The following is a 16,893-nucleotide window of genomic DNA, read 5'->3' on the forward strand; positions in this document are numbered from 1 at the left end:
CGGTCGCTGCGGCCGTAGACTTGCTCCATGACGGACCAGACCTCGCCGGGCGACCCGTTCGGTTTCCTCGGGCTCACCTATGACGACGTCCTGCTGCTGCCGGGTTACTCCGACCTGGCGCCGTCGGACATCGACACGACGTCTCGCCTCACGCGCGAGATCTCGCTCAAGATCCCGCTGATCTCAGCGGCGATGGACACGGTCACCGAGTCGGCCATGGCGATCGCCATGGCGCGTCAGGGTGGCCTCGGCGTGCTGCACCGCAACCTCTCCATCGAGGACCAGGCCACCCAGGTGGACCTCGTGAAGCGGACGCAGACCGGCATCATCACGAACCCCGTCACGATCGGCCCGGACGCCACGCTCGAGGAGCTCGACACCCTCGCGGGCCAGTTCCGGATCTCCGGCTTCCCGGTGGTCGACGCCGAGAACAAGCTCATCGGCATGGTCACCAACCGCGACCTGCGCTTCACGCCCGTCGCCGAGTGGGCCACCACCAAGGTGGACGAGGTGATGACGCCGCAGCCGCTGATCACCGGCCCGGCCGGCATCTCGCGGGACGACGCCACGCTGCTGCTGCGCAAGCACAAGCTGGAGCGCCTGCCGCTGATCGACCCGGACGGCCGCATCACGGGGCTGATCACCGTCAAGGACTTCGTGAAGTCCGAGCAGTTCCCGAACTCGTCCAAGGACGGCCAGGGCCGCCTCATGGTCGGCGCCGCGATCGGCTACTTCGGTGACGCGTGGCAGCGGGCCACCGCCCTGATCGACGCCGGCGTGGACGTGCTCGTGGCCGACACCGCGCACGGCAACGTGCGGATGCTGATCGACATGGTCAAGCGGCTCAAGACCGACCCGGCCACCAAGGACGTCCAGGTCATCGGCGGGAACGTCGCCACGCGCCAGGGCGCGCAGGCGTTCGTCGACGCGGGGGCCGACGCCGTGAAGGTGGGCGTGGGACCGGGCTCCATCTGCACCACCCGCGTCGTGACCGGCGTGGGCGTACCGCAGATCACCGCCGTCTACGAGGCGTCGCTCGCCTGCAAGCCGGCGGGCGTGCCCGTCATCGCCGACGGCGGCCTCAAGCACTCCGGCGAGATCGGCAAGGCCATCGTGGCCGGCGCCGAGTCCGTGATGCTGGGCTCGCTGTTCGCGGGCTGCGAGGAGACCCCGGGCGACCTGGTGCTCGTCAACGGCAAGCAGTTCAAGACCTACCGCGGCATGGGCTCGATGGGCGCCATGTCCTCGCGCGGCAAGAAGTCCTACTCCAAGGACCGGTACTTCCAGGCCGAGGTCACCAGCGACGACAAGATCGTGCCCGAGGGCATCGAGGGCCAGGTCGCGTACAAGGGGCCGCTGGCCACCGTGGCGCACCAGCTCATCGGCGGTCTGCACCAGACGATGTTCTACACCGGTGCGCGCACCGTCCCGGAGCTGCAGGCCGAGGGCCGGTTCGTCCGCATCACGTCGGCGTCGCTCAAGGAGAGCCACCCGCACGACGTGCAGATGACGGTCGAGGCGCCGAACTACAGCGGCTTCTGAGCCGCACCTGTCCGACCCGCACGACGTGTCAGACCCACAGGTCCCTCGGGTGACCTGTGGGTCTGACACGTTGTGGGGCTGACCTCGTCGGGGCAGGTCAGCTCGACATGACGCGCGCGTGCAGGGCCTGCACCGCGTAGCGGGCGGACCAGAAGGCGCCGTGCTGCCACGCCGACACCTCGGACATCCAGTCGCCCGCGAAGTACACGTTGCCCGCCCCCTGCTGCAGCAGACGGAAGCCCGCCGATGACGTGTTCGGGTAGGCCCACGCACCCTCGACGTACGGCACCTTGTGCCAGGCGATGGAGAACGAGCTCTCGAGCTCGCTGCGGTACTTCTCGCCGTGGATCTTCACGCCCTGCTCGACGGCGCGCAGCTCGCGCTGCTTCGGCGTCAGGTCCGCGTAGGTGCGGGCGTTGGTGCCGGTGTTGTAGTAGCCCACGACCAGTCCCTTGCGCTCGCCGTACCCGTAGGACGGGTACCAGACGTGGGCCAGGTCCATGTCGGTCTCGGTGATCCCGCCGAAGATCCGGTGGTCGTCCTCCCAGAACCGCGACTTGTACTGCAGGCCGATCTTGCCCGCGGGGGAGCCGACGGCGAACTCGCCGAGCGCCGCGTCGATCTCCGTGCCCCAGTTGGTGTCCCACCGGCGCATGAGGCCCGCCGGCGCCGCGACGACGGCGAAGTCGGCCTCGATCTGCCGCGCCCTTCCGTTCCGGGGCGTGTACGTGACCCTGACCCCGCGGCCGGTGTTCTCGACGCCGGTGACGGGCGACTCGAACTCCACGTTGTGGGAGCCGATCGCCCGCACCAGGTACTGGTAGGTCGTGTCCATGCCGCCCTTGGGCTGGAACATGAGCATCGACTGTTCCCAGTTGATCTCGAACGGGAAGTACTGGCCCACCTTCGAGGCCAGCACCTCGGACATCGTGCCTGGCCCCGGCAGGGGAGTGCCGTGCTCGTTCCAGGCCGACGGGTAGACGTCGAAGCCGCGGTTGCTCCCGCCGGCGTAGGTGCCGTCGGACTTGAGCGAGCCCCAGCTCCGCAGGAAGGTGCGCAGGTTGTCCTTGTCCGCGGCGGTCAGCTTCTGGTCCAGGGCGCCCTGGTCGGTGGCGTGGTGCAGCAGCTCCGAGGTGTAGCCGAAGACGTCGGCCTTGGCCGTGCGGTACCGCACGGGGTTGCCCGGCGTCGCGCCGGACCGCTCGTTGTAGAGGTAGGCGTCGGCGTTCGCGTTGGTGAACACCTCGTACGGCACGCCCAGCTCGCGGATGTAGTCCATGGTGACCATCCACTGGGCGATGCGGCCCGCGCCGGCGTTCATGTAGATGCCGTCGGGGAACCGCGCGGTCTGCCGCACACCGTTGATGTCGGTCTCGCTGTCCCCGCCGCGGATGGTCAGGGTGCGCCCGCCGGGGCGGTGCCGTGCCTCGAGCACGGTCACCCGGTAGCCGGCCTTCTGGAGCTCGTAGGCGGTGGCGAGGCCGGCTGGGCCGGCCCCGACGACGACGACCTTCTTGGCGGACCGGCCGGTCAGCGAGAAGTCGCTGCCCCGCGGGGGTTCCCAGGACTCGGCCCTGGGCTGGGCGGCCGCGGTGGGGGCCAGCCCCATCGCGCCCATCGTCGCGAACATGACGCCGGCGCTGGACCCCGCGCCGACGGCCTGCAGGAAGTTGCGGCGGGAGACGCCGGAGGTGCTCTTCTCGGTGACCATGGTCCCTACCCCTCGTGTTGACAGGCCTGACGGGCGGCTTGCTCTGGTGGGGGAGCCAGGCGCCGCCGTCAGCGCCGTGCCGGACGCTAGGGAGCGCAGGTCACCGCTGCGAGTCCTCGTCGTTTCTGCGCAGTTGCGCCTAGTAACCATGTTGTTTCCGGGTCTCGCCCCAGGTCAGCGTTTCCGCAGGAACGATTCGACCAGCGGGCCGAAGGCGTTCCCGATCCGACCCGAAGCGGACATCCCGCCGAAACTCCCCGTGGCTAGCGTCCGCGCCACCCGGTGCCGTCCGCCGGGCCACCACGACCGGGCGCCGCCGTTGCGCCCGACCCGGCCAGATGGAGGAGCACCATGAAGAACCGTGCCGCGCTGATCACCGCGACCGTTCTCACCGCCGCGATCGCGGTCCCCGGGACCGCCTTCGCCGCCGCCCATGTCTTCCGCCCTGATCCCACGCGAGCCCACTCGTTCGTCACGGGGGACACCCCGCTCATCGCCGACGGCGTGGCCATCGGCAAGAACGTCTCCTGGTACAAGTCCTCCGGCCTCGGCCCGGCTGCCCGCAACACGACGCCCGGGGTGACCGCCGAGCAGAGGTACATCCCCACCGACGTCTTCCCCGGCGGTGAGCTGCCCGCCGGCGTCACCCTCACGGAGGCGCAGGGCATCAACGCCCTGATGCGGATCGGCGAGAACCTGGAGAAGGCCGGGCTGTCCTACGACGACGTCGTCTCGATGCGTGTGTTCCTGCAGAACCCGGCGGGCGCGGAGAAGATGGACTTCGCCGGGTGGAACCGGGCCTACCGCCAGTTCTTCGCCAACACGAACCTGGCCAGCGGCGAGGTGCTCGACGTGCAGCTCGGGTCGGCCACGACCGAACCGATGGTCGTCAACGAGGCCCGGCCGTCGCGGTTCGCGCTGGAGGTCGAGAACCTCCCGGTCGACGGCTGGCTCGTCGAGGTCGAGGTCGACGCGGTGTACCCGCGCTGACCGGGGCTGCGCCCCGGTTCTGCCGGGGCGCGGCCGCCCGCTGCGCCTGCTGTGCCGGTCAGCCGATCGTCGAGTGCTGCACCGGCCAGGCGCCCGACGCGTCAGGTCCGGTCAGGCCCTGCTCGCGGCGCCACTCGTTGAAGCTCACCGCCCACTGGCGGTGTGCGCCGATCTGCTGCTGGTGCAGGTCGGCCAGGGGCATGCGGGCGAGCTGCGGGAACCGGCGGGCCAGCGCCTCCAGCACGTCGAGCGTGGCGAGCACGTCCACCTCGGCGGTGTGCAGGTCGCCGTCGGAGGTGACGCCGTACCACTGGGTCAGGTCGCCGAGGCGGCGCTTGCCGGGGCGGTAGCGGTCCAGCCAGCGGTCGATGACCAGCGGGTCCACGACGGGCTCGACCGCGCGGCCCAGGCGCTGGGGCAGGGTCTTGAGCCCGTGGCGCTGCAGCTCGGCGTCGAGCAGCGAGAGGTCGAAGGCCGCGTTGTAGGCGACCACGGGGACGCCGTCGGCCAGGTGCGTGGCGAGCTCGGCGGCGATCTCCTCCAGCGCCTCCAGGGGCGCGACGCCGTGGGCGCGCGCGTGCTCGGTGGAGATGCCGTGGATCGCCGCGGCCTCCTCCGGTATCTCCACGCCCGGGTCCATCAGCCAGGTGCGGACCTCCGTGCCCGCTCCGGGGGTGCGCAGCACGAGGGCTGCCGTGACGATGCGGTCGCCCGTGACGTCCACCCCTGTGGTCTCGGTGTCGAAGCCCAGCAGCGGCCTGTGGATCCAGGTCTCGTTCATGGTGTCCTCCCTGCTCGTCCGGGTTTCCCGGTGCGTCCAGGGAGAACCCTGCCACCGGTCACTGACACTGTGGTTCGTGCCACCCCGCTCATCACGAGACACTGCGCGCCGGGTCAGCAGCGATGGGTAGGCTTGGCGGGTGAGCAACGAGATCGAGATCGGACGCGGAAAGCGTGGGCGGCGCGCCTACTCCTTCGACGACATCGCGGTGGTGCCGTCCCGGCGCACACGCGACCCGAAGGACGTCTCGGTCGGCTGGCAGATCGACGCGTACCACTTCGACCTGCCGATCGTCGCGGCCCCGATGGACTCCGTGATGACGCCGGACAGCGCCGTCGCGCTGGGCCGGTTCGGCGGTCTGGGCGTGCTCGACCTCGAGGGCCTGTGGACCCGGTACGAGTCGCCCGAGCCGCTGCTGGCCGAGATCGCCGAGCTGCCGGCCGACGAGGCGACGCACCGGATGCAGGCGATCTACTCCGAGCCGATCAAGCCGGAGCTGATCACGCAGCGCCTCAAGGAGATCCGGTCCGCGGGCGTCACGGTCGCCGGCGCGCTCACCCCGCAGCGCACGCAGGAGTTCTACAAGACGGTGGTCGACGCCGGCGTCGACCTGTTCGTCATCCGCGGCACCACGGTCTCGGCCGAGCACGTGTCGGGCAACGCCGAGCCGCTCAACCTCAAGCGGTTCATCTACGAGCTGGACGTGCCCGTCGTCGTCGGCGGGGCCTCGACGTACACCGCTGCGCTGCACCTGATGCGCACGGGCGCTGCGGGCGTGCTCGTCGGCTTCGGCGGCGGCGCCGCCCACACCACGCGGGTCAGCCTCGGCATCCACGCGCCCATGGCCACGTCGGTGGCCGACGTCGCAGCGGCCCGCCGCGACTACCTCGACGAGTCGGGCGGCCGGTACGTGCACGTGATCGCCGACGGCGGCGTGGGCCACTCCGGCGACATCGTCAAGGCCGTGGCCTGCGGCGCGGACGCCGTCATGCTCGGTGCCGCGCTCGCGCGGGCCGCCGAGGCGCCGGGGAAGGGCTTCCACTGGGGCCCCGAGGCGCACCACCCGCAGCTCCCGCGCGGCGAGCGCGTCGAGGTGGGCACGGTCGGCACGCTGGAGGAGATCCTCTTCGGGCCGGGCAAGCAGGCCGACGGCACCCTGAACCTTGTCGGCGCCCTGCGCCGGGCCATGGCCACGACCGGCTACTCCGACCTCAAGGAGTTCCAGCGGGTCGAGGTCGTCGTCTCCCCGTACCAGCCCCGATGAGCGTGGTGCGGAGCGGCGAGCCGCTCGCCCCGGTCCTCGCGGCCGCGCCCGCGGCCGACGGCGAGTTCGTCGAGATCACCGACGCCGACGTCGACCAGGTGGTGGAACTCTGGCGGGAGTGCGGGCTGACCCGGCCCTGGAACGACCCGCACCTGGACATCGCCGACGCTCGCGCGGGTGCCGGCTCGACGGTCCTCGTCGCGCGCGTCGACGGCCGGGTGGCGGCGTCCGCGATGGCCGGCTACGACGGACACCGCGGCTGGCTCTACTACGTGGCCGTCGAGCCCGGCCTGCAGGGCACGGGGCTGGGCCGGGCGGCCGTCGTGGCCGCCGAGGCGTGGCTGGTGGCGCACGGCGCGCGCAAGATCCAGCTCATGGTGCGCACCACCAACACGGCCGTGCTCAGCTTCTACGAGCGGCTCGGGTACGCCGATCAGGAGTGCTCCGTGCTGGGCCGCTGGGTCGAGCCGAACTGATCCGCTGCCCCGGACCGAGGCGAGATCGCGGCCGTCGCGAACAACCGCTATGAAAGTCAGTTTCACACATCTATCAATACGTGGTGCAGGGTTTTGCGCGTAGGGTGGCCGCCATGATCGACGACACAGCAGCCGACGCAGCAGCGAGTGGTGCCGTCGGCGGGGTGCTCGACCCTGAGCACCCGCAGGGAACCTTCGTCCTCGAGCCCGGCGTGATGGCGCCGCTCGTGGCTCGGATCGCGACGTCCGAGGCTTCCGGCACGCACCGCTCGATGTGCCCGTTCACGGGTGCTCCGCTCGTGACCTTCCCGATCTCCTCCGCCGACGACGTGGCCGCTTCCGTCGTCCGCGCGCGGGTCGCGCAGCGCGGCTGGGCGCGCCTGTCGGTGCGCGACCGCGCCGGGGTGCTCCAGCGGCTCGGCCGCATCGTCCTGGAGAGACAGTCCGAGGCGCTCGACCTGATCCAGCTCGAGACCGGCAAGTCGCGCCGCGCCGCCTTCGAGGAGATCGCGGACATCGCGCAGGTCGCGCGGCACTACGCCGTGCGCGGCGAGCGCTACCTCGCGTCCCGCCGGTCCGGGGGCATGATCCCGCTGCTCACGGGCGTGCAGGTGCACCGCCGGCCGGTCGGCGTCGTCGGCGCCATCGCGCCCTGGAACTTCCCGCTGGTGCTCGCGCTCTCTGAGGCGCTGCCCGCGCTCCTGGCCGGCAACGCCGTCGTGCTCAAGCCGGACCCGCAGACCACGCTGACCGCCCTGTGGGCGGCCGAGGCCCTGGACGACGCCGGTCTGCCGGCGGGCCTGTTCCAGGTGGTCGCCGGCGGCCCCGACGTGGGTGAGGCGCTGGTCGAGCACGTCGACCACGTCGCGTTCACCGGGTCCACCGCCACCGGGCGCAAGGTCGCGGCGCGGGCCGGCGAGCGGCTCATCGGCGCCACGCTGGAGCTGGGCGGCAAGAACGCGCTCTACGTGGCGGAGGACGTCGACGTCGACGCGGCGGTGCCCGGCATCGTTCGGGCCTGCTTCTCGAACGCCGGCCAGCTGTGCGTCTCCGTCGAACGTCTGGTGGTGCACGAGGCGATCGCCGACGAGTTCGTCGCCAAGTTCGTGCGCGCGGTGCGGAACCTGCGGCTCAGCCCGGCCCTCGACTACTCCGCCGACATCGGCTCGCTCACCTCCGCCGCGCAGCTCGACAAGGTGACGGCGCACGTGGACGACGCGCTGGCCCGGGGCGCCCGGGTGCTCGCCGGCGGGGTGCACCGCGCCGACGTCGGGCCGTACTTCTACGCGCCGACCGTGCTCGACGACGTGCCGGCGCAGGCCGTGGTGTCCCGCGAGGAGACGTTCGGGCCGGTCGTCACGATCACGCGGGTCGACTGCGACGAGGACGCCGTCACCGTCATCAACGACACCGAGTACGGGCTGCACGCCGCCGTCTGGTCCAAGGACGTCGGCCGGGCGCGCCGGGTGGCCGCGCGGATCGAGACCGGGTCGGTCGCCATCAACGACGGGTACACGATGACCTGGGGCTCGGTCTCCGCGCCGCTCGGCGGCTGGAAGGCCTCCGGGCTCGGCGGGCGGCACGGGGCGGCGTCGATCGCCGGCCTGACGCGGCAGCAGACCGTGGTGACGTCGCGCGGCGCGCGGGTCGGCGCCACGCTCGACAACCTCTACGGCCTGGGCGGGGACACCCCGAGCCGGGTGCTCACCACGGCGCTGGGGGTCATGCGCAAGCTGCGCATGTCCTGAGCGATCCGGGTTGTCGTCGGGGCGTCGGGCGGGGCGGCGACCGAACTGGTCGTCGAAGGAGTGAACGGTCGTCACCGGGGCGAGTACGCTCACCCGCATGACGACGCAGCTCCACGCCTTCTGGAAGTCCGCCAACTCGCTGCCGGTGATCGGCGGTCTGCTCGGGAAGCGGATCTTCAGCGTGGCCTACAGCTTCAAGGCCCCGTACTTCGGCACCATCGCCCCGCGCGTGGTCGACATGCGGCCGAACTACGGCGAGGTGGTCGTCCCCAACCGGTGGCGCAACCGCAACCACATCGGCACGGTGCACGCGATCGCGGTCTGCAACGGGCTGGAGATGGCCATGGGCTCCCTCGCCGAGGCCACCGTGCCCGACGACAAGCGGTGGCTGCCCAAGGGCATGGAGGTGTCGTACCTCGCCAAGTCGACGGGCGACGTGACCTGCGTGGCCGAGACCGACCAGGCGCAGTGGGACGGCGACGACAAGGACCTGCCCGTGCGCGTGCGCGGTGTGCTCGCGGACGGGACCGTGGTGGTCGAGGGCACGATCCACCTGTGGGTCACCCCGAAGAAGAAGTGAGTCAGCGGGGGCGGCGCCTCGCGAGGGAGCGGACGGCGGCCTTCCAGCTCGCCGGCAGCTCGCGCACGTGCCACCAGGCCCACTGCGCCGGCTGGACGCTCGCGGCACTGACGCCGACACCCACGGCGTCCAGCCCGGCCTCCACGCAGGAGTAGAGCGTGCGGCGCAGGTGGTAGTCCTGCGTGACGACGACGGCGGTGCGCACCCCGTACAGATCGTGGGCGCGGCGGCAGGTGGCCGTGGTGTTGAAGCCCTCGCGGTCCAGCACGATCGCGTCGTCGGGCACGCCGAGGTCGTTGTCGAGGAGCCAGGCGCGCATCGAGGCGGGCTCGTCGTACCGGGTGCCGTCGGGGTTGTCGTGCGCGTCGCCGCTCAGGATCACCGTGGGCGCGATGCCCGCGCGGTACAGCTCGGCGCCGCCCTCGACCCGGCGGCGCAGGTAGGTCGACGGCGTTCCGTCGCTGCGGAGCCCCGCCCCGAGCACGATGACGGCGTCGGCCTTCTCGATCTCGCTCGCGTCGCCGCGGACCCGGGCGTTCCCGGTGGCCTGAACTGCGACGACGGGGACGGTGAAGGCGAGGGCGAGCACGCCCGCGACGATCGCGGAGACCTTGAGGGGAGTCACGTCGGGAACCGTACCGTGTCCTGAGCTGGTGCCGGGGTGGGTCGGTGGCCGGGGGCTAGCCCGCCAGGAGGGCCAGCTCCGCGGCCAGGTTCGACTCGGCCGCCGTCTGCCAGCGGGTGGTGCCCGGGGTGGTGCGGAAGAGCGGGCCACCTGCCAGCAGGGTGCGGAGCACCTCGGACCGGCCGGCGCGGAACATCGGGTCGGGCACGTCGCAGTACTCGGCGCGGACCTGGTGCGTGTACCGCGTGTAGACGACGGAGGTGCCGCCCAGCACGGCGAGGTCGGCGTCGCTGACCAGGCCGCCGACGGCGTCGTCGTCGGCCGGGGCGTGGTCGGCGGTGACCAGGACCAGGCGTGCGGTCTCGTCGATGTCCTCGGTGGTGACGCCGGCCCCGGCGAGCGGGCCGAGCAGCTCGCCCACGAGCTCGGCGGACCGCTCCTCGTCCTGCTGGGCCACGCCGTCGTGCACCGCGTCGTGGAACCAGAGGGCGAGGCGCGCGCGCCAGTGGTCGCGCTCGGACACGTCGCTCTCGGCCGCCACGACGTCGAGCGCGTCCAGGGCCGCGGCCAGGTGGAACGTCGTGTGGTAGACCCGGTGCGGCTCGCGCCAGCGGTCGACCAGGTCGGTGCCGGCGTCGCGGGCCAGGCTCGGGTCCGCCCACAGCTCGTCCCACCGGCTCAGGAGCGCGGCCCGCTTGGAGCGGTTCCGCTCGGCGCCGGAGACGCGCAGGCCGGAGCCGGCCAGACGTCGGGCCAGGTCACCGCCGTCGACGGGCACCGCGCCCGCCGCGACCAGGTCGTCGTACCGTTCGGCGGGGACGTCGTAGTGGTCGAGGTCCAGGGCGCGGTCGGGGACGCCGGCCGCCCGGGCGAAGAGGCGCAGCTCCTGCAGCGACCCGTCCGAGACCAGGTGGGAGAAGAGCGTCCCGTGCGCGGGCCAGGCCGGCGGGTCGATGAAGAGGGTCACGGGGTGAGGCTAACGCTCCTGGCGGGCTGCGCGGTCGCCGGGTGCGGTCCCGAACGCGTTCTCACCGGGCACGCGACCTCACTCGCTCGGCCGCTCCGCCCGCCGCGACGCCGCGCGGTGCTCCCGCACAGCGCGGGTGACCTGCGCGATGTCGTCCTTGGTCGGCTGGCGGTACGCCCCGCCGGCCGCCACGTACTCGTCGCCGTGCTTCTCCAGGTGCGCCGAGAACACCGGGCACACCGGCACGACCACGATGTTCCTGCGGATGCTGTCGGCCAGGGCCTCGCGCACCAAGATGCCCGCGAGGCCACGTCCGCCGTACGCCTCGTCGACCTCGGTGTGGAAGAAGATCCGGTCGTGGTCGACGCCGCCGTCGTCGCCGAGGTCGACGTCGCCGTCCGTGGGGTCCACGAAGTCGGCCCGCCCCACCACGGCCTCGCCGACGTGCACGGCATAAGCTCCGATCGGGCGGCCCGTGTTCAGCGTGACGGTGACGGACTCGCCGGTCCTGTCCTTCATGAGACCTCCAGAACGGTCGTGGGTGCGGGCGTCCCGGTCAGCGTACGCAGTTCGTCGAGGCCTACGTTCGCGCCGAACGCCGGGGTGCCGGGCTCGAGCCGGGTGCCCGCTTCGAGGTCGCCGATCACGAGCGGGTCGAACCCGAGAGCGTCGATCACGTCGGCGACAACCGAGAGGTCGTCGGGGGAGTCCCCCGCGAGCGCGATGGCCTTGCGCCCGACGGCGCCCGCAGGCCGGGAGCCGTCCTCCAGGTCGTGGTAGCCCATGTGGTTGAAGGCCTTCACGACCCGCGCGCCGGGCAGCATCCGCGCCACGAACTCGCTCGACGAGAGGTCACCCGGGAGGATTCCCTCGCGTGGACCGTCGATCTCCCACCAGTGGTTCATGGCGTCGACGACGAGCCGGCCCGTCAGCTCCGCGACCGGCAGCCCGTCGTGCTTGCCGAGCGGCAGCGCGAGCACGACGACGTCGGCGGACGCGGCCTCGGCGGGCCACACCGCCGTCGCGCCGGGGGTCAGCACCTCGACGGTCAGCGCGATCTTCTCCGGATCGCCCGACCCCGAGATCAGCACGCGGTAGCCGGCGGCGACGGCCAGCCGGGCCAGGACGGTGCCGACCTTCCCGGCACCGAGGATGCCGAGGGTCGTCCCGGCCGCGCTCAAAGTGCTACCCCGGCGGTGCTGGGCTGCTCGGCGAGCAGCTCGCGCACCCGCGGGATGACCTGGGTGCCGTACAGCTCGACCGAGCGCAGCCGCGCGTCGGCCGACACCGCGCCGGCCGAGGAGTAGATCATGTCGAACCGGCCGACGTCGAGGACTCGGATCGCCCGCGCCATCTTGCGCGCCACCGTGTCGACCGACCCGACGTACAGCGAGCCCTGCTCGACGTCGGCCTCGAACTCGTCCCGGCGCAGGGGAGGCCAGCCGCGCAGGGCGCCGATGCGGTCGCGGATCTCGCGGTAGCCGGGGTAGAACAGCTCCTTCGCCTCCTCGTCCGTGGCGGCGACGAAGCCCGGCGAGTGCATGCCCACGGGCCCAGGCGTGGTGCCCAGTTTCTCGTGCGCCCGGCGGTAGAGCTCCACGTACTGCGCGAACCGGTCGGGCGGGCCGCCGATGATGGCGAGCATGAGCCCGAAGCCGTAGTAGGCGGTGCGGAGCACCGACTGCGGCGTCCCGCCCACGCCGACCCAGGTCTTCAGCCGCCCGGACTCCGTCTTCGGGAAGACGTCGGCCTCGTGCAGCGAGGCGCGCATCGTGCCCTCCCAGGTGACGGGCTTCTCGTCGAGGAGGTGGCTGAAGAGGTCGATCTTCTCCTCGAACAGCGTGTCGTAGTCCTTCAGGTCGTAGCCGAACAGCGGGAACGACTCGGTGAAGGAGCCACGGCCGAGGATCACCTCGGCGCGACCGTTGGAGAGCGCGTCGACGGTCGCGAAGCGCTGGAAGACCCGGACCGGGTCGTCCGACGACAGCACCGTCACGCCCGACGCGAGCTTGATGCGCTGCGTCGCCGTCGCGATGCCCGCGAGGACCGTCTCCGGGGTCGAGATCGCGTACTCGGGGCGGTGGTGCTCGCCCAGCGCGATGACGTCGATGCCCACCTGGTCCGCCAGGACCGCCTCGGCGACGACGGCCCGGATCGCCTCCGCGTGCGAGACGAGGTCGCCGTCCGCGTTGCGCGGCAGGTCGCCGAAGCTGTCGATACCGAACTCGATCTGCGAGACATCCACCGTGACCAGCCCCTTCAGGGTGCTCATTTGATTGACACGTGAATCATCTCGCCATATAGTTCACATGTCAACAACTCACCGAGGAGGGCCGATGACGACGTCGAGGCGCCGCAGCATGCCGACGCGACGTGAGCTCGCGGTCTGGCGGGGCTACATCGAGACCTACGACATCCTCCGCAACCGCCTCGAGGCGCGGCTGCACCAGGACTCGGAGCTCTCCAACGGCGACTACCGGGTGCTGCTCGCGCTCAGCGAGGCGGAGGATCACACGCTCCGCTCGTCCGCCCTGGCCGCGCACATCGAGTGGGAGCGCAGCCGGCTCTCCGGCCATCTGGGCCGGATGGAGAAGCGCGGGCTCGTGCGGCGCGAGCCGTGCGCCGAGGACGCCCGCGGGTCGCAGGTCGTGCTCACCGAGGAGGGGGCGCGCGCGTTTCGCGCGAGCACCGTCCCGCACCTGCAGGCGATCAAGGAGACCTTCGTCGACGCGTTCACCGACGAGCAGCTCGACGTCCTCGGCGAGGCCACCGCGGCGCTGCGCGCGCACCTCGGCCTGCCCCAGATCACTCCCGAGGGGAAGGCCCCGGCGTCGAAGACGCCGACGGCCGGCCCGCCCGGGTCCTAGCCCGCCGCGACCAGCGCAGCCGCCTGCCGCGCGATCGCCAGCTCCTCGTTGGTCGGCACCACCATCACCAGCGGCGCCTCCGCGCCCGCGCCGGCGGAGATGACCCGAGCCTCGCCCGACGCCGCCTCGTTGGCCGCCGGGTCGATCGTGAGGCCCAGGAACTTCAGGTCCCGCACCACGCCCGAGCGGATAGTGTGGTCGTTCTCGCCCACGCCCGCGGTGAACGTCAGCACGTCGATCCCGCCGAGCACCGCCGCGTACGCGCCCACGTACTTGCGCAGCCGGTGCAGGTAGACGTCGCGCGCCAGGCGCGCGTCGGCGTCACCCGCGGCGACGAGCTTGCGCAGCTCGCGCATGTCGCTGACGCCGGACAGGCCGAGCACGCCGGACTTCTTGTTGAGCAGGGTGTCGACGTCGCCGCCGGACAGTCCGCCCCGCATGAGGTGGAAGACGACGCCCGGGTCGATGTCGCCGGAGCGCGTGCCCATGACGAGCCCCTCCAGCGGAGTCAGGCCCATCGAGGTGTCCAGGGGCCGTCCGCCCAGGATCGCCGACGCCGACGCGCCGTTGCCCAGGTGCAGCACCACCTGCCGCAGCGTCTCCGGGCCGCGCCCCTCGGCCTCCAGCTTCGCGACGACGGCGGGGTGCTCCGCGACCGCCGTCGACACGAACTGGTGCGACGTGCCGTGGAAGCCGTACCGGCGCACCCCGTGCTCCGCGGCGACCTTGCGGTCCAGCGCGTACGTCGACGCCGCGGCGGGCAGCGACGCGAAGAACGCGGTGTCGAACACGGCGACGTGCGGCACGTGCAGCAGCTCGCGTGCGACCTCGATCCCGGTCACGTTCGCGGGGTTGTGCAGCGGCGCGAGGGGGATGAGGTCGCGGATGCCGGCCACGACGTCGTCGTCCACCAGGGTGGGGGCGGAGAAGATCTCGCCGCCGTGCACCACCCGGTGCCCTACCGCTATGACGTCGGCGTCCGCCAGCTGGGGACCCACCTCGTCGAACATGTCCTTGACGACGCGCAGCGCCTCGCCGTGGTCGGGCACGTCGAGGTCGCGCACGACCTTCTCGCCGCCCGGCTCGTGCTTGACCGTGCCCGAGGACTGGCCGATCCGGTCGACGATGCCGCCCGCCACGGCCTCGCCCGAGTCCGGGTCGACGAGCTGGTACTTGAGCGACGAGGACCCTGAGTTGAGGACGAGGACGGTGCTCATGCTGCGGACTCCTTGCCCTGCGCCTGGATGGCGGTGATCGCCACGGTGTTCACGATGTCCTGCACCAGCGCCCCGCGCGACAGGTCGTTGACCGGCTTGTTCAGGCCCTGCAGCACCGGCCCGACGGCGACCGCGCCCGCGGAGCGCTGCACCGCCTTGTACGTGTTGTTGCCCGTGTTCAGGTCGGGGAAGACGAACACGGTGGCGCGCCCGGCGACGTCCGACCCGGGCAGCTTGGACGCCGCGACCGAGGCGTCCACGGCGGCGTCGTACTGGATGGGACCCTCGACGTCGAGCTCGGGCGTGCGCTCGCGGACGAGCCCGGTCGCCGTGCGCACCTTGTCGACGTCGGCGCCCGTGCCGGACTCGCCCGTGGAGTAGGACAGCATCGCGATGCGCGGCTCCACGCCGAACTGGCGGGCGGTCGCCGCCGAGGAGACGGCGATGTCGGCGAGCTCCTCCGACGTCGGGTCGGGGATGACGGCGCAGTCGCCGTACACGAGCACCCGGTCCTCCAGGCACATGAGGAAGACCGAGGACACCGACGACGTACCCGGCTTGGTCTTGATGATCTCGAACGACGGCCGGATGGTGTGCGCCGTCGAGTGGGCCGCGCCCGAGACCATGCCGTCGGCGAGGCCCAGGTGCACCATCATCGTGCCGAAGTAGGAGACGTCGGTGACGATCTCCCGCGCCCGCTCGACCGTCATGCCCTTGTGCGCGCGCAGCCGCGCGTACTCGGCGGCGAACTTCTCGACGTGCTCGGGGTCGTGCGGCGACAGGACGCGCGCGGCCTCGATGTCGAGGCCCAGCTCGGCGGCGCGGGCGCGGATCGGCTCCTCGGCGCCCAGGATCGTCAGGTCCGCGATCTGCCGGGCCAGCACCGTGGAGGCGGCGCGCAGGATCCGGTCGTCGCCGCCCTCGGGGAGCACGATGTGCCGGCGGTCGGCGCGCGCCCGCTCGATGAGCTGATACTCGAACATCAGTGGCGTGACCACCTGCGGCCGCGGCAGGTCGAGGCGCGCGGCCAGGGCGGCGGAGTCGACGTTGCGCTCGAACAGCGCGCGCGCCGTCTCGACCTTGCGCACCGAGTTCTTGTCCACGCGCCCGCGGGTCGTCGCGGCCGCGCGGGCCGTGCGGTAGGTGCCGAGCTCGGTGGTGATGATCGGCAGCTTGGGGCGCATGGCCTCCAGCAGCTGCGCCGGCCGGCCCTGCGGGTAGAACCCGCCGTTCAGGATGATCCCGGCCAGCGAGGGGAACGACGGCGTCATGTGCGTCGCGAGCAGCCCGATGAGCAGGTCGGTGCGGTCGCCCGGCGTGATCACGACGCCGCCGTCGGTCAGCCGCTCCAGCAGGTGCTCGAAGCTCATGGCCCCCACCTGCACGTCCAGCGCCTCGCGGCCCAGCAGCTCCGGGTCGCCCAGCACGAGCGTGCCGTCCACGGCCTCCAGGAGCTGGCCCACGGTCGGGGCCTGGAGGAACGGCTCCTCGGGGATGGTCCACACGGGCAGGTCGGGCTGCGCCTCGGCCAGCACGCTCCGCACCTCCCGCGCGCTGTGCGTGTCCGCCCGGTTGACCACCAGGCCGATCGCCTGCGCGTGGTGCGCGGCCAGCTCGGCGAGGCTCACGTCGGCCAGCGCCCGGATCTCCTCGGGGGTGCGCTCGCGGCCGGAGACGACCAGCAGCACCGGGGCGCCGAGGTTCGCGGCGATGCGCGCGTTGAACGAGAGCTCGGTGGGCCCGGCGACGTCGGTGTAGTCGGTGCCGAGGATCACCACCGAGTCGCAGCGCGCGGCGAGCTCGTGGAACCGCGCCACGATGCGGCTGAGCGCGTCCTCGGGGTCGGTGTGCAGGTCGGCGTAGGTGACGCCGACGGCGTCGTCGTACCCGATGTCGACGCCGTCGTGCTCCAGGAGGAGCTCCAGCACGTGGTCGCGCTCGCCGGCGGAGTCCTCGGTCTCGCTCGCGCGCGAGACGGGCCGGAAGACGCCGACCCGCTGGCCCTTGCGGACCAGCAGGTCGAGGACGCCGAGCGCGACTGTCGACTTTCCGCTCTCGCCCTCCGGGCTGGCGATGACGATGCTGCGGGTTGCGCCGGTCACGTGTCGCTCCGTGTTCACTTCGT

Annotated in this window: 16 protein-coding genes; 7 read left to right on the plus strand and 9 right to left on the minus strand. The window is 72.1% G+C overall.

Translation table 11 applies throughout. The features are described from left to right. Positions 1 to 27: 27 nt before the first annotated feature. Entirely contained in the window at positions 28 to 1,542 is a 1,515-nt protein-coding gene (guaB, locus tag ACFV9Q_RS17745) for an IMP dehydrogenase (protein WP_377229311.1), read from the plus strand. A gap of 97 nt (positions 1,543 to 1,639) precedes the next feature. Here guaB and ACFV9Q_RS17750 read toward each other — a convergent pair whose 3' ends face one another. After that, entirely contained in the window at positions 1,640 to 3,253 is a 1,614-nt protein-coding gene (locus ACFV9Q_RS17750) for an FAD-dependent oxidoreductase (RefSeq protein WP_377235460.1), read from the minus strand. A gap of 351 nt (positions 3,254 to 3,604) precedes the next feature. Here ACFV9Q_RS17750 and ACFV9Q_RS17755 point away from each other — a divergent pair, with 351 nt between their 5' ends. Beyond that, positions 3,605 to 4,243, plus strand: coding sequence for a Rid family hydrolase (locus tag ACFV9Q_RS17755; protein ID WP_377235461.1), 639 nt, complete (start codon positions 3,605 to 3,607; stop codon positions 4,241 to 4,243). Positions 4,244 to 4,301: 58 nt separating this feature from the next. Here the strand turns inward: ACFV9Q_RS17755 and ACFV9Q_RS17760 are convergent, their stop codons facing one another. Next, positions 4,302 to 5,024 carry an exonuclease domain-containing protein gene (locus ACFV9Q_RS17760; RefSeq protein WP_377229314.1) on the minus strand — a complete coding sequence of 241 codons (723 nt, stop codon included), beginning with the start codon at positions 5,022 to 5,024 and terminating at the stop codon, positions 4,302 to 4,304. 139 nt (positions 5,025 to 5,163) lie between these two features. Between ACFV9Q_RS17760 and ACFV9Q_RS17765 the strand changes: the two genes are divergently transcribed. From ACFV9Q_RS17765 to ACFV9Q_RS17780, 4 genes are all read left to right on the plus strand, one after another. Continuing rightward, positions 5,164 to 6,288, plus strand: a complete 1,125-nt coding sequence (locus ACFV9Q_RS17765; protein WP_285101083.1) for a GuaB3 family IMP dehydrogenase-related protein — start codon at positions 5,164 to 5,166, stop codon at positions 6,286 to 6,288. After that, positions 6,285 to 6,764, plus strand: a complete 480-nt coding sequence (locus tag ACFV9Q_RS17770) for a GNAT family acetyltransferase (protein ID WP_377235462.1) — start codon at positions 6,285 to 6,287, stop codon at positions 6,762 to 6,764. Before ACFV9Q_RS17765 ends, ACFV9Q_RS17770 begins: the two co-directional genes overlap by 4 nt. Before the next feature lie 113 nt (positions 6,765 to 6,877). Continuing rightward, positions 6,878 to 8,512: a succinic semialdehyde dehydrogenase gene (locus ACFV9Q_RS17775; RefSeq protein ID WP_377229316.1), complete on the plus strand. Its 1,635-nt coding sequence runs from the start codon at positions 6,878 to 6,880 to the stop codon at positions 8,510 to 8,512. Positions 8,513 to 8,609: 97 nt separating this feature from the next. Beyond that, positions 8,610 to 9,092 (plus strand): hotdog fold domain-containing protein, encoded by a 483-nt coding sequence (locus ACFV9Q_RS17780; protein ID WP_357481418.1) that lies wholly within the window; start codon positions 8,610 to 8,612, stop codon positions 9,090 to 9,092. A 1-nt stretch (position 9,093) separates the two neighbouring features. On the opposite strand, the gene ACFV9Q_RS17785 is transcribed toward ACFV9Q_RS17780, so the two are convergent. The 5 genes from ACFV9Q_RS17785 to ACFV9Q_RS17805 form a co-directional block, all read right to left on the minus strand. Continuing rightward, the gene (locus ACFV9Q_RS17785) at positions 9,094 to 9,717 is read right to left on the minus strand and encodes a vancomycin high temperature exclusion protein (RefSeq protein WP_377235463.1); all 624 of its coding nucleotides are present in this window, start codon (positions 9,715 to 9,717) and stop codon (positions 9,094 to 9,096) included. 55 nt (positions 9,718 to 9,772) lie between these two features. After that, complete coding sequence (locus ACFV9Q_RS17790; protein WP_377235464.1) at positions 9,773 to 10,684, minus strand: DUF4031 domain-containing protein; 912 nt, start codon at positions 10,682 to 10,684, stop codon at positions 9,773 to 9,775. Between the two features lie 78 nt (positions 10,685 to 10,762). After that, complete coding sequence (locus ACFV9Q_RS17795; RefSeq protein ID WP_377235465.1) at positions 10,763 to 11,203, minus strand: GNAT family N-acetyltransferase; 441 nt, start codon at positions 11,201 to 11,203, stop codon at positions 10,763 to 10,765. Beyond that, positions 11,200 to 11,865, minus strand: a complete 666-nt coding sequence (locus tag ACFV9Q_RS17800; protein WP_377235466.1) for an NADPH-dependent F420 reductase — start codon at positions 11,863 to 11,865, stop codon at positions 11,200 to 11,202. Before ACFV9Q_RS17800 ends, ACFV9Q_RS17795 begins: the two co-directional genes overlap by 4 nt. Beyond that, positions 11,862 to 12,956: an LLM class flavin-dependent oxidoreductase gene (locus ACFV9Q_RS17805; protein WP_377235467.1), complete on the minus strand. Its 1,095-nt coding sequence runs from the start codon at positions 12,954 to 12,956 to the stop codon at positions 11,862 to 11,864. The genes ACFV9Q_RS17800 and ACFV9Q_RS17805 overlap by 4 nt, the downstream gene beginning before the upstream one ends. Positions 12,957 to 13,020: 64 nt before the next feature. On the opposite strand from ACFV9Q_RS17805, the gene ACFV9Q_RS17810 reads away from it, so the two are divergent. Continuing rightward, a complete protein-coding gene (locus ACFV9Q_RS17810) occupies positions 13,021 to 13,551 on the plus strand; it encodes a MarR family winged helix-turn-helix transcriptional regulator (RefSeq protein WP_377235468.1) in 531 nt (176 codons plus the stop codon). Here the strand turns inward: ACFV9Q_RS17810 and ACFV9Q_RS17815 are convergent. Further along, positions 13,548 to 14,768 (minus strand): acetate/propionate family kinase, encoded by a 1,221-nt coding sequence (locus tag ACFV9Q_RS17815; RefSeq protein ID WP_377235469.1) that lies wholly within the window; start codon positions 14,766 to 14,768, stop codon positions 13,548 to 13,550. The two genes, ACFV9Q_RS17810 and ACFV9Q_RS17815, sit on opposite strands and share 4 nt — an antisense overlap. Continuing rightward, positions 14,765 to 16,870 carry a phosphate acetyltransferase gene (gene pta, locus ACFV9Q_RS17820; RefSeq protein WP_377235470.1) on the minus strand — a complete coding sequence of 702 codons (2,106 nt, stop codon included), beginning with the start codon at positions 16,868 to 16,870 and terminating at the stop codon, positions 14,765 to 14,767. Before pta ends, ACFV9Q_RS17815 begins: the two co-directional genes overlap by 4 nt. Positions 16,871 to 16,893: the final 23 nt, after the last annotated feature.

The organism is Promicromonospora sp. NPDC059942, from assembly GCF_042731755.1.
Lineage (GTDB): Bacteria > Actinomycetota > Actinomycetes > Actinomycetales > Cellulomonadaceae > Promicromonospora.

Bases quoted from the DNA above. Each gene is read 5' to 3' on its own strand.
- guaB (WP_377229311.1), top strand. From the start codon at position 28: ATGACGGACCAGACCTCGCCGGGCGACCCGTTCGGTTTCCTCGGGCTC.
- ACFV9Q_RS17750 (WP_377235460.1), bottom strand. From the start codon at position 3,253: ATGGTCACCGAGAAGAGCACCTCCGGCGTCTCCCGCCGCAACTTCCTG.
- ACFV9Q_RS17755 (WP_377235461.1), top strand. From the start codon at position 3,605: ATGAAGAACCGTGCCGCGCTGATCACCGCGACCGTTCTCACCGCCGCG.
- ACFV9Q_RS17760 (WP_377229314.1), bottom strand. From the start codon at position 5,024: ATGAACGAGACCTGGATCCACAGGCCGCTGCTGGGCTTCGACACCGAG.
- ACFV9Q_RS17770 (WP_377235462.1), top strand. From the start codon at position 6,285: ATGAGCGTGGTGCGGAGCGGCGAGCCGCTCGCCCCGGTCCTCGCGGCC.
- ACFV9Q_RS17775 (WP_377229316.1), top strand. From the start codon at position 6,878: ATGATCGACGACACAGCAGCCGACGCAGCAGCGAGTGGTGCCGTCGGC.
- ACFV9Q_RS17780 (WP_357481418.1), top strand. From the start codon at position 8,610: ATGACGACGCAGCTCCACGCCTTCTGGAAGTCCGCCAACTCGCTGCCG.
- ACFV9Q_RS17795 (WP_377235465.1), bottom strand. From the start codon at position 11,203: ATGAAGGACAGGACCGGCGAGTCCGTCACCGTCACGCTGAACACGGGC.
- ACFV9Q_RS17805 (WP_377235467.1), bottom strand. From the start codon at position 12,956: ATGAGCACCCTGAAGGGGCTGGTCACGGTGGATGTCTCGCAGATCGAG.
- ACFV9Q_RS17810 (WP_377235468.1), top strand. From the start codon at position 13,021: ATGACGACGTCGAGGCGCCGCAGCATGCCGACGCGACGTGAGCTCGCG.
- ACFV9Q_RS17815 (WP_377235469.1), bottom strand. From the start codon at position 14,768: ATGAGCACCGTCCTCGTCCTCAACTCAGGGTCCTCGTCGCTCAAGTAC.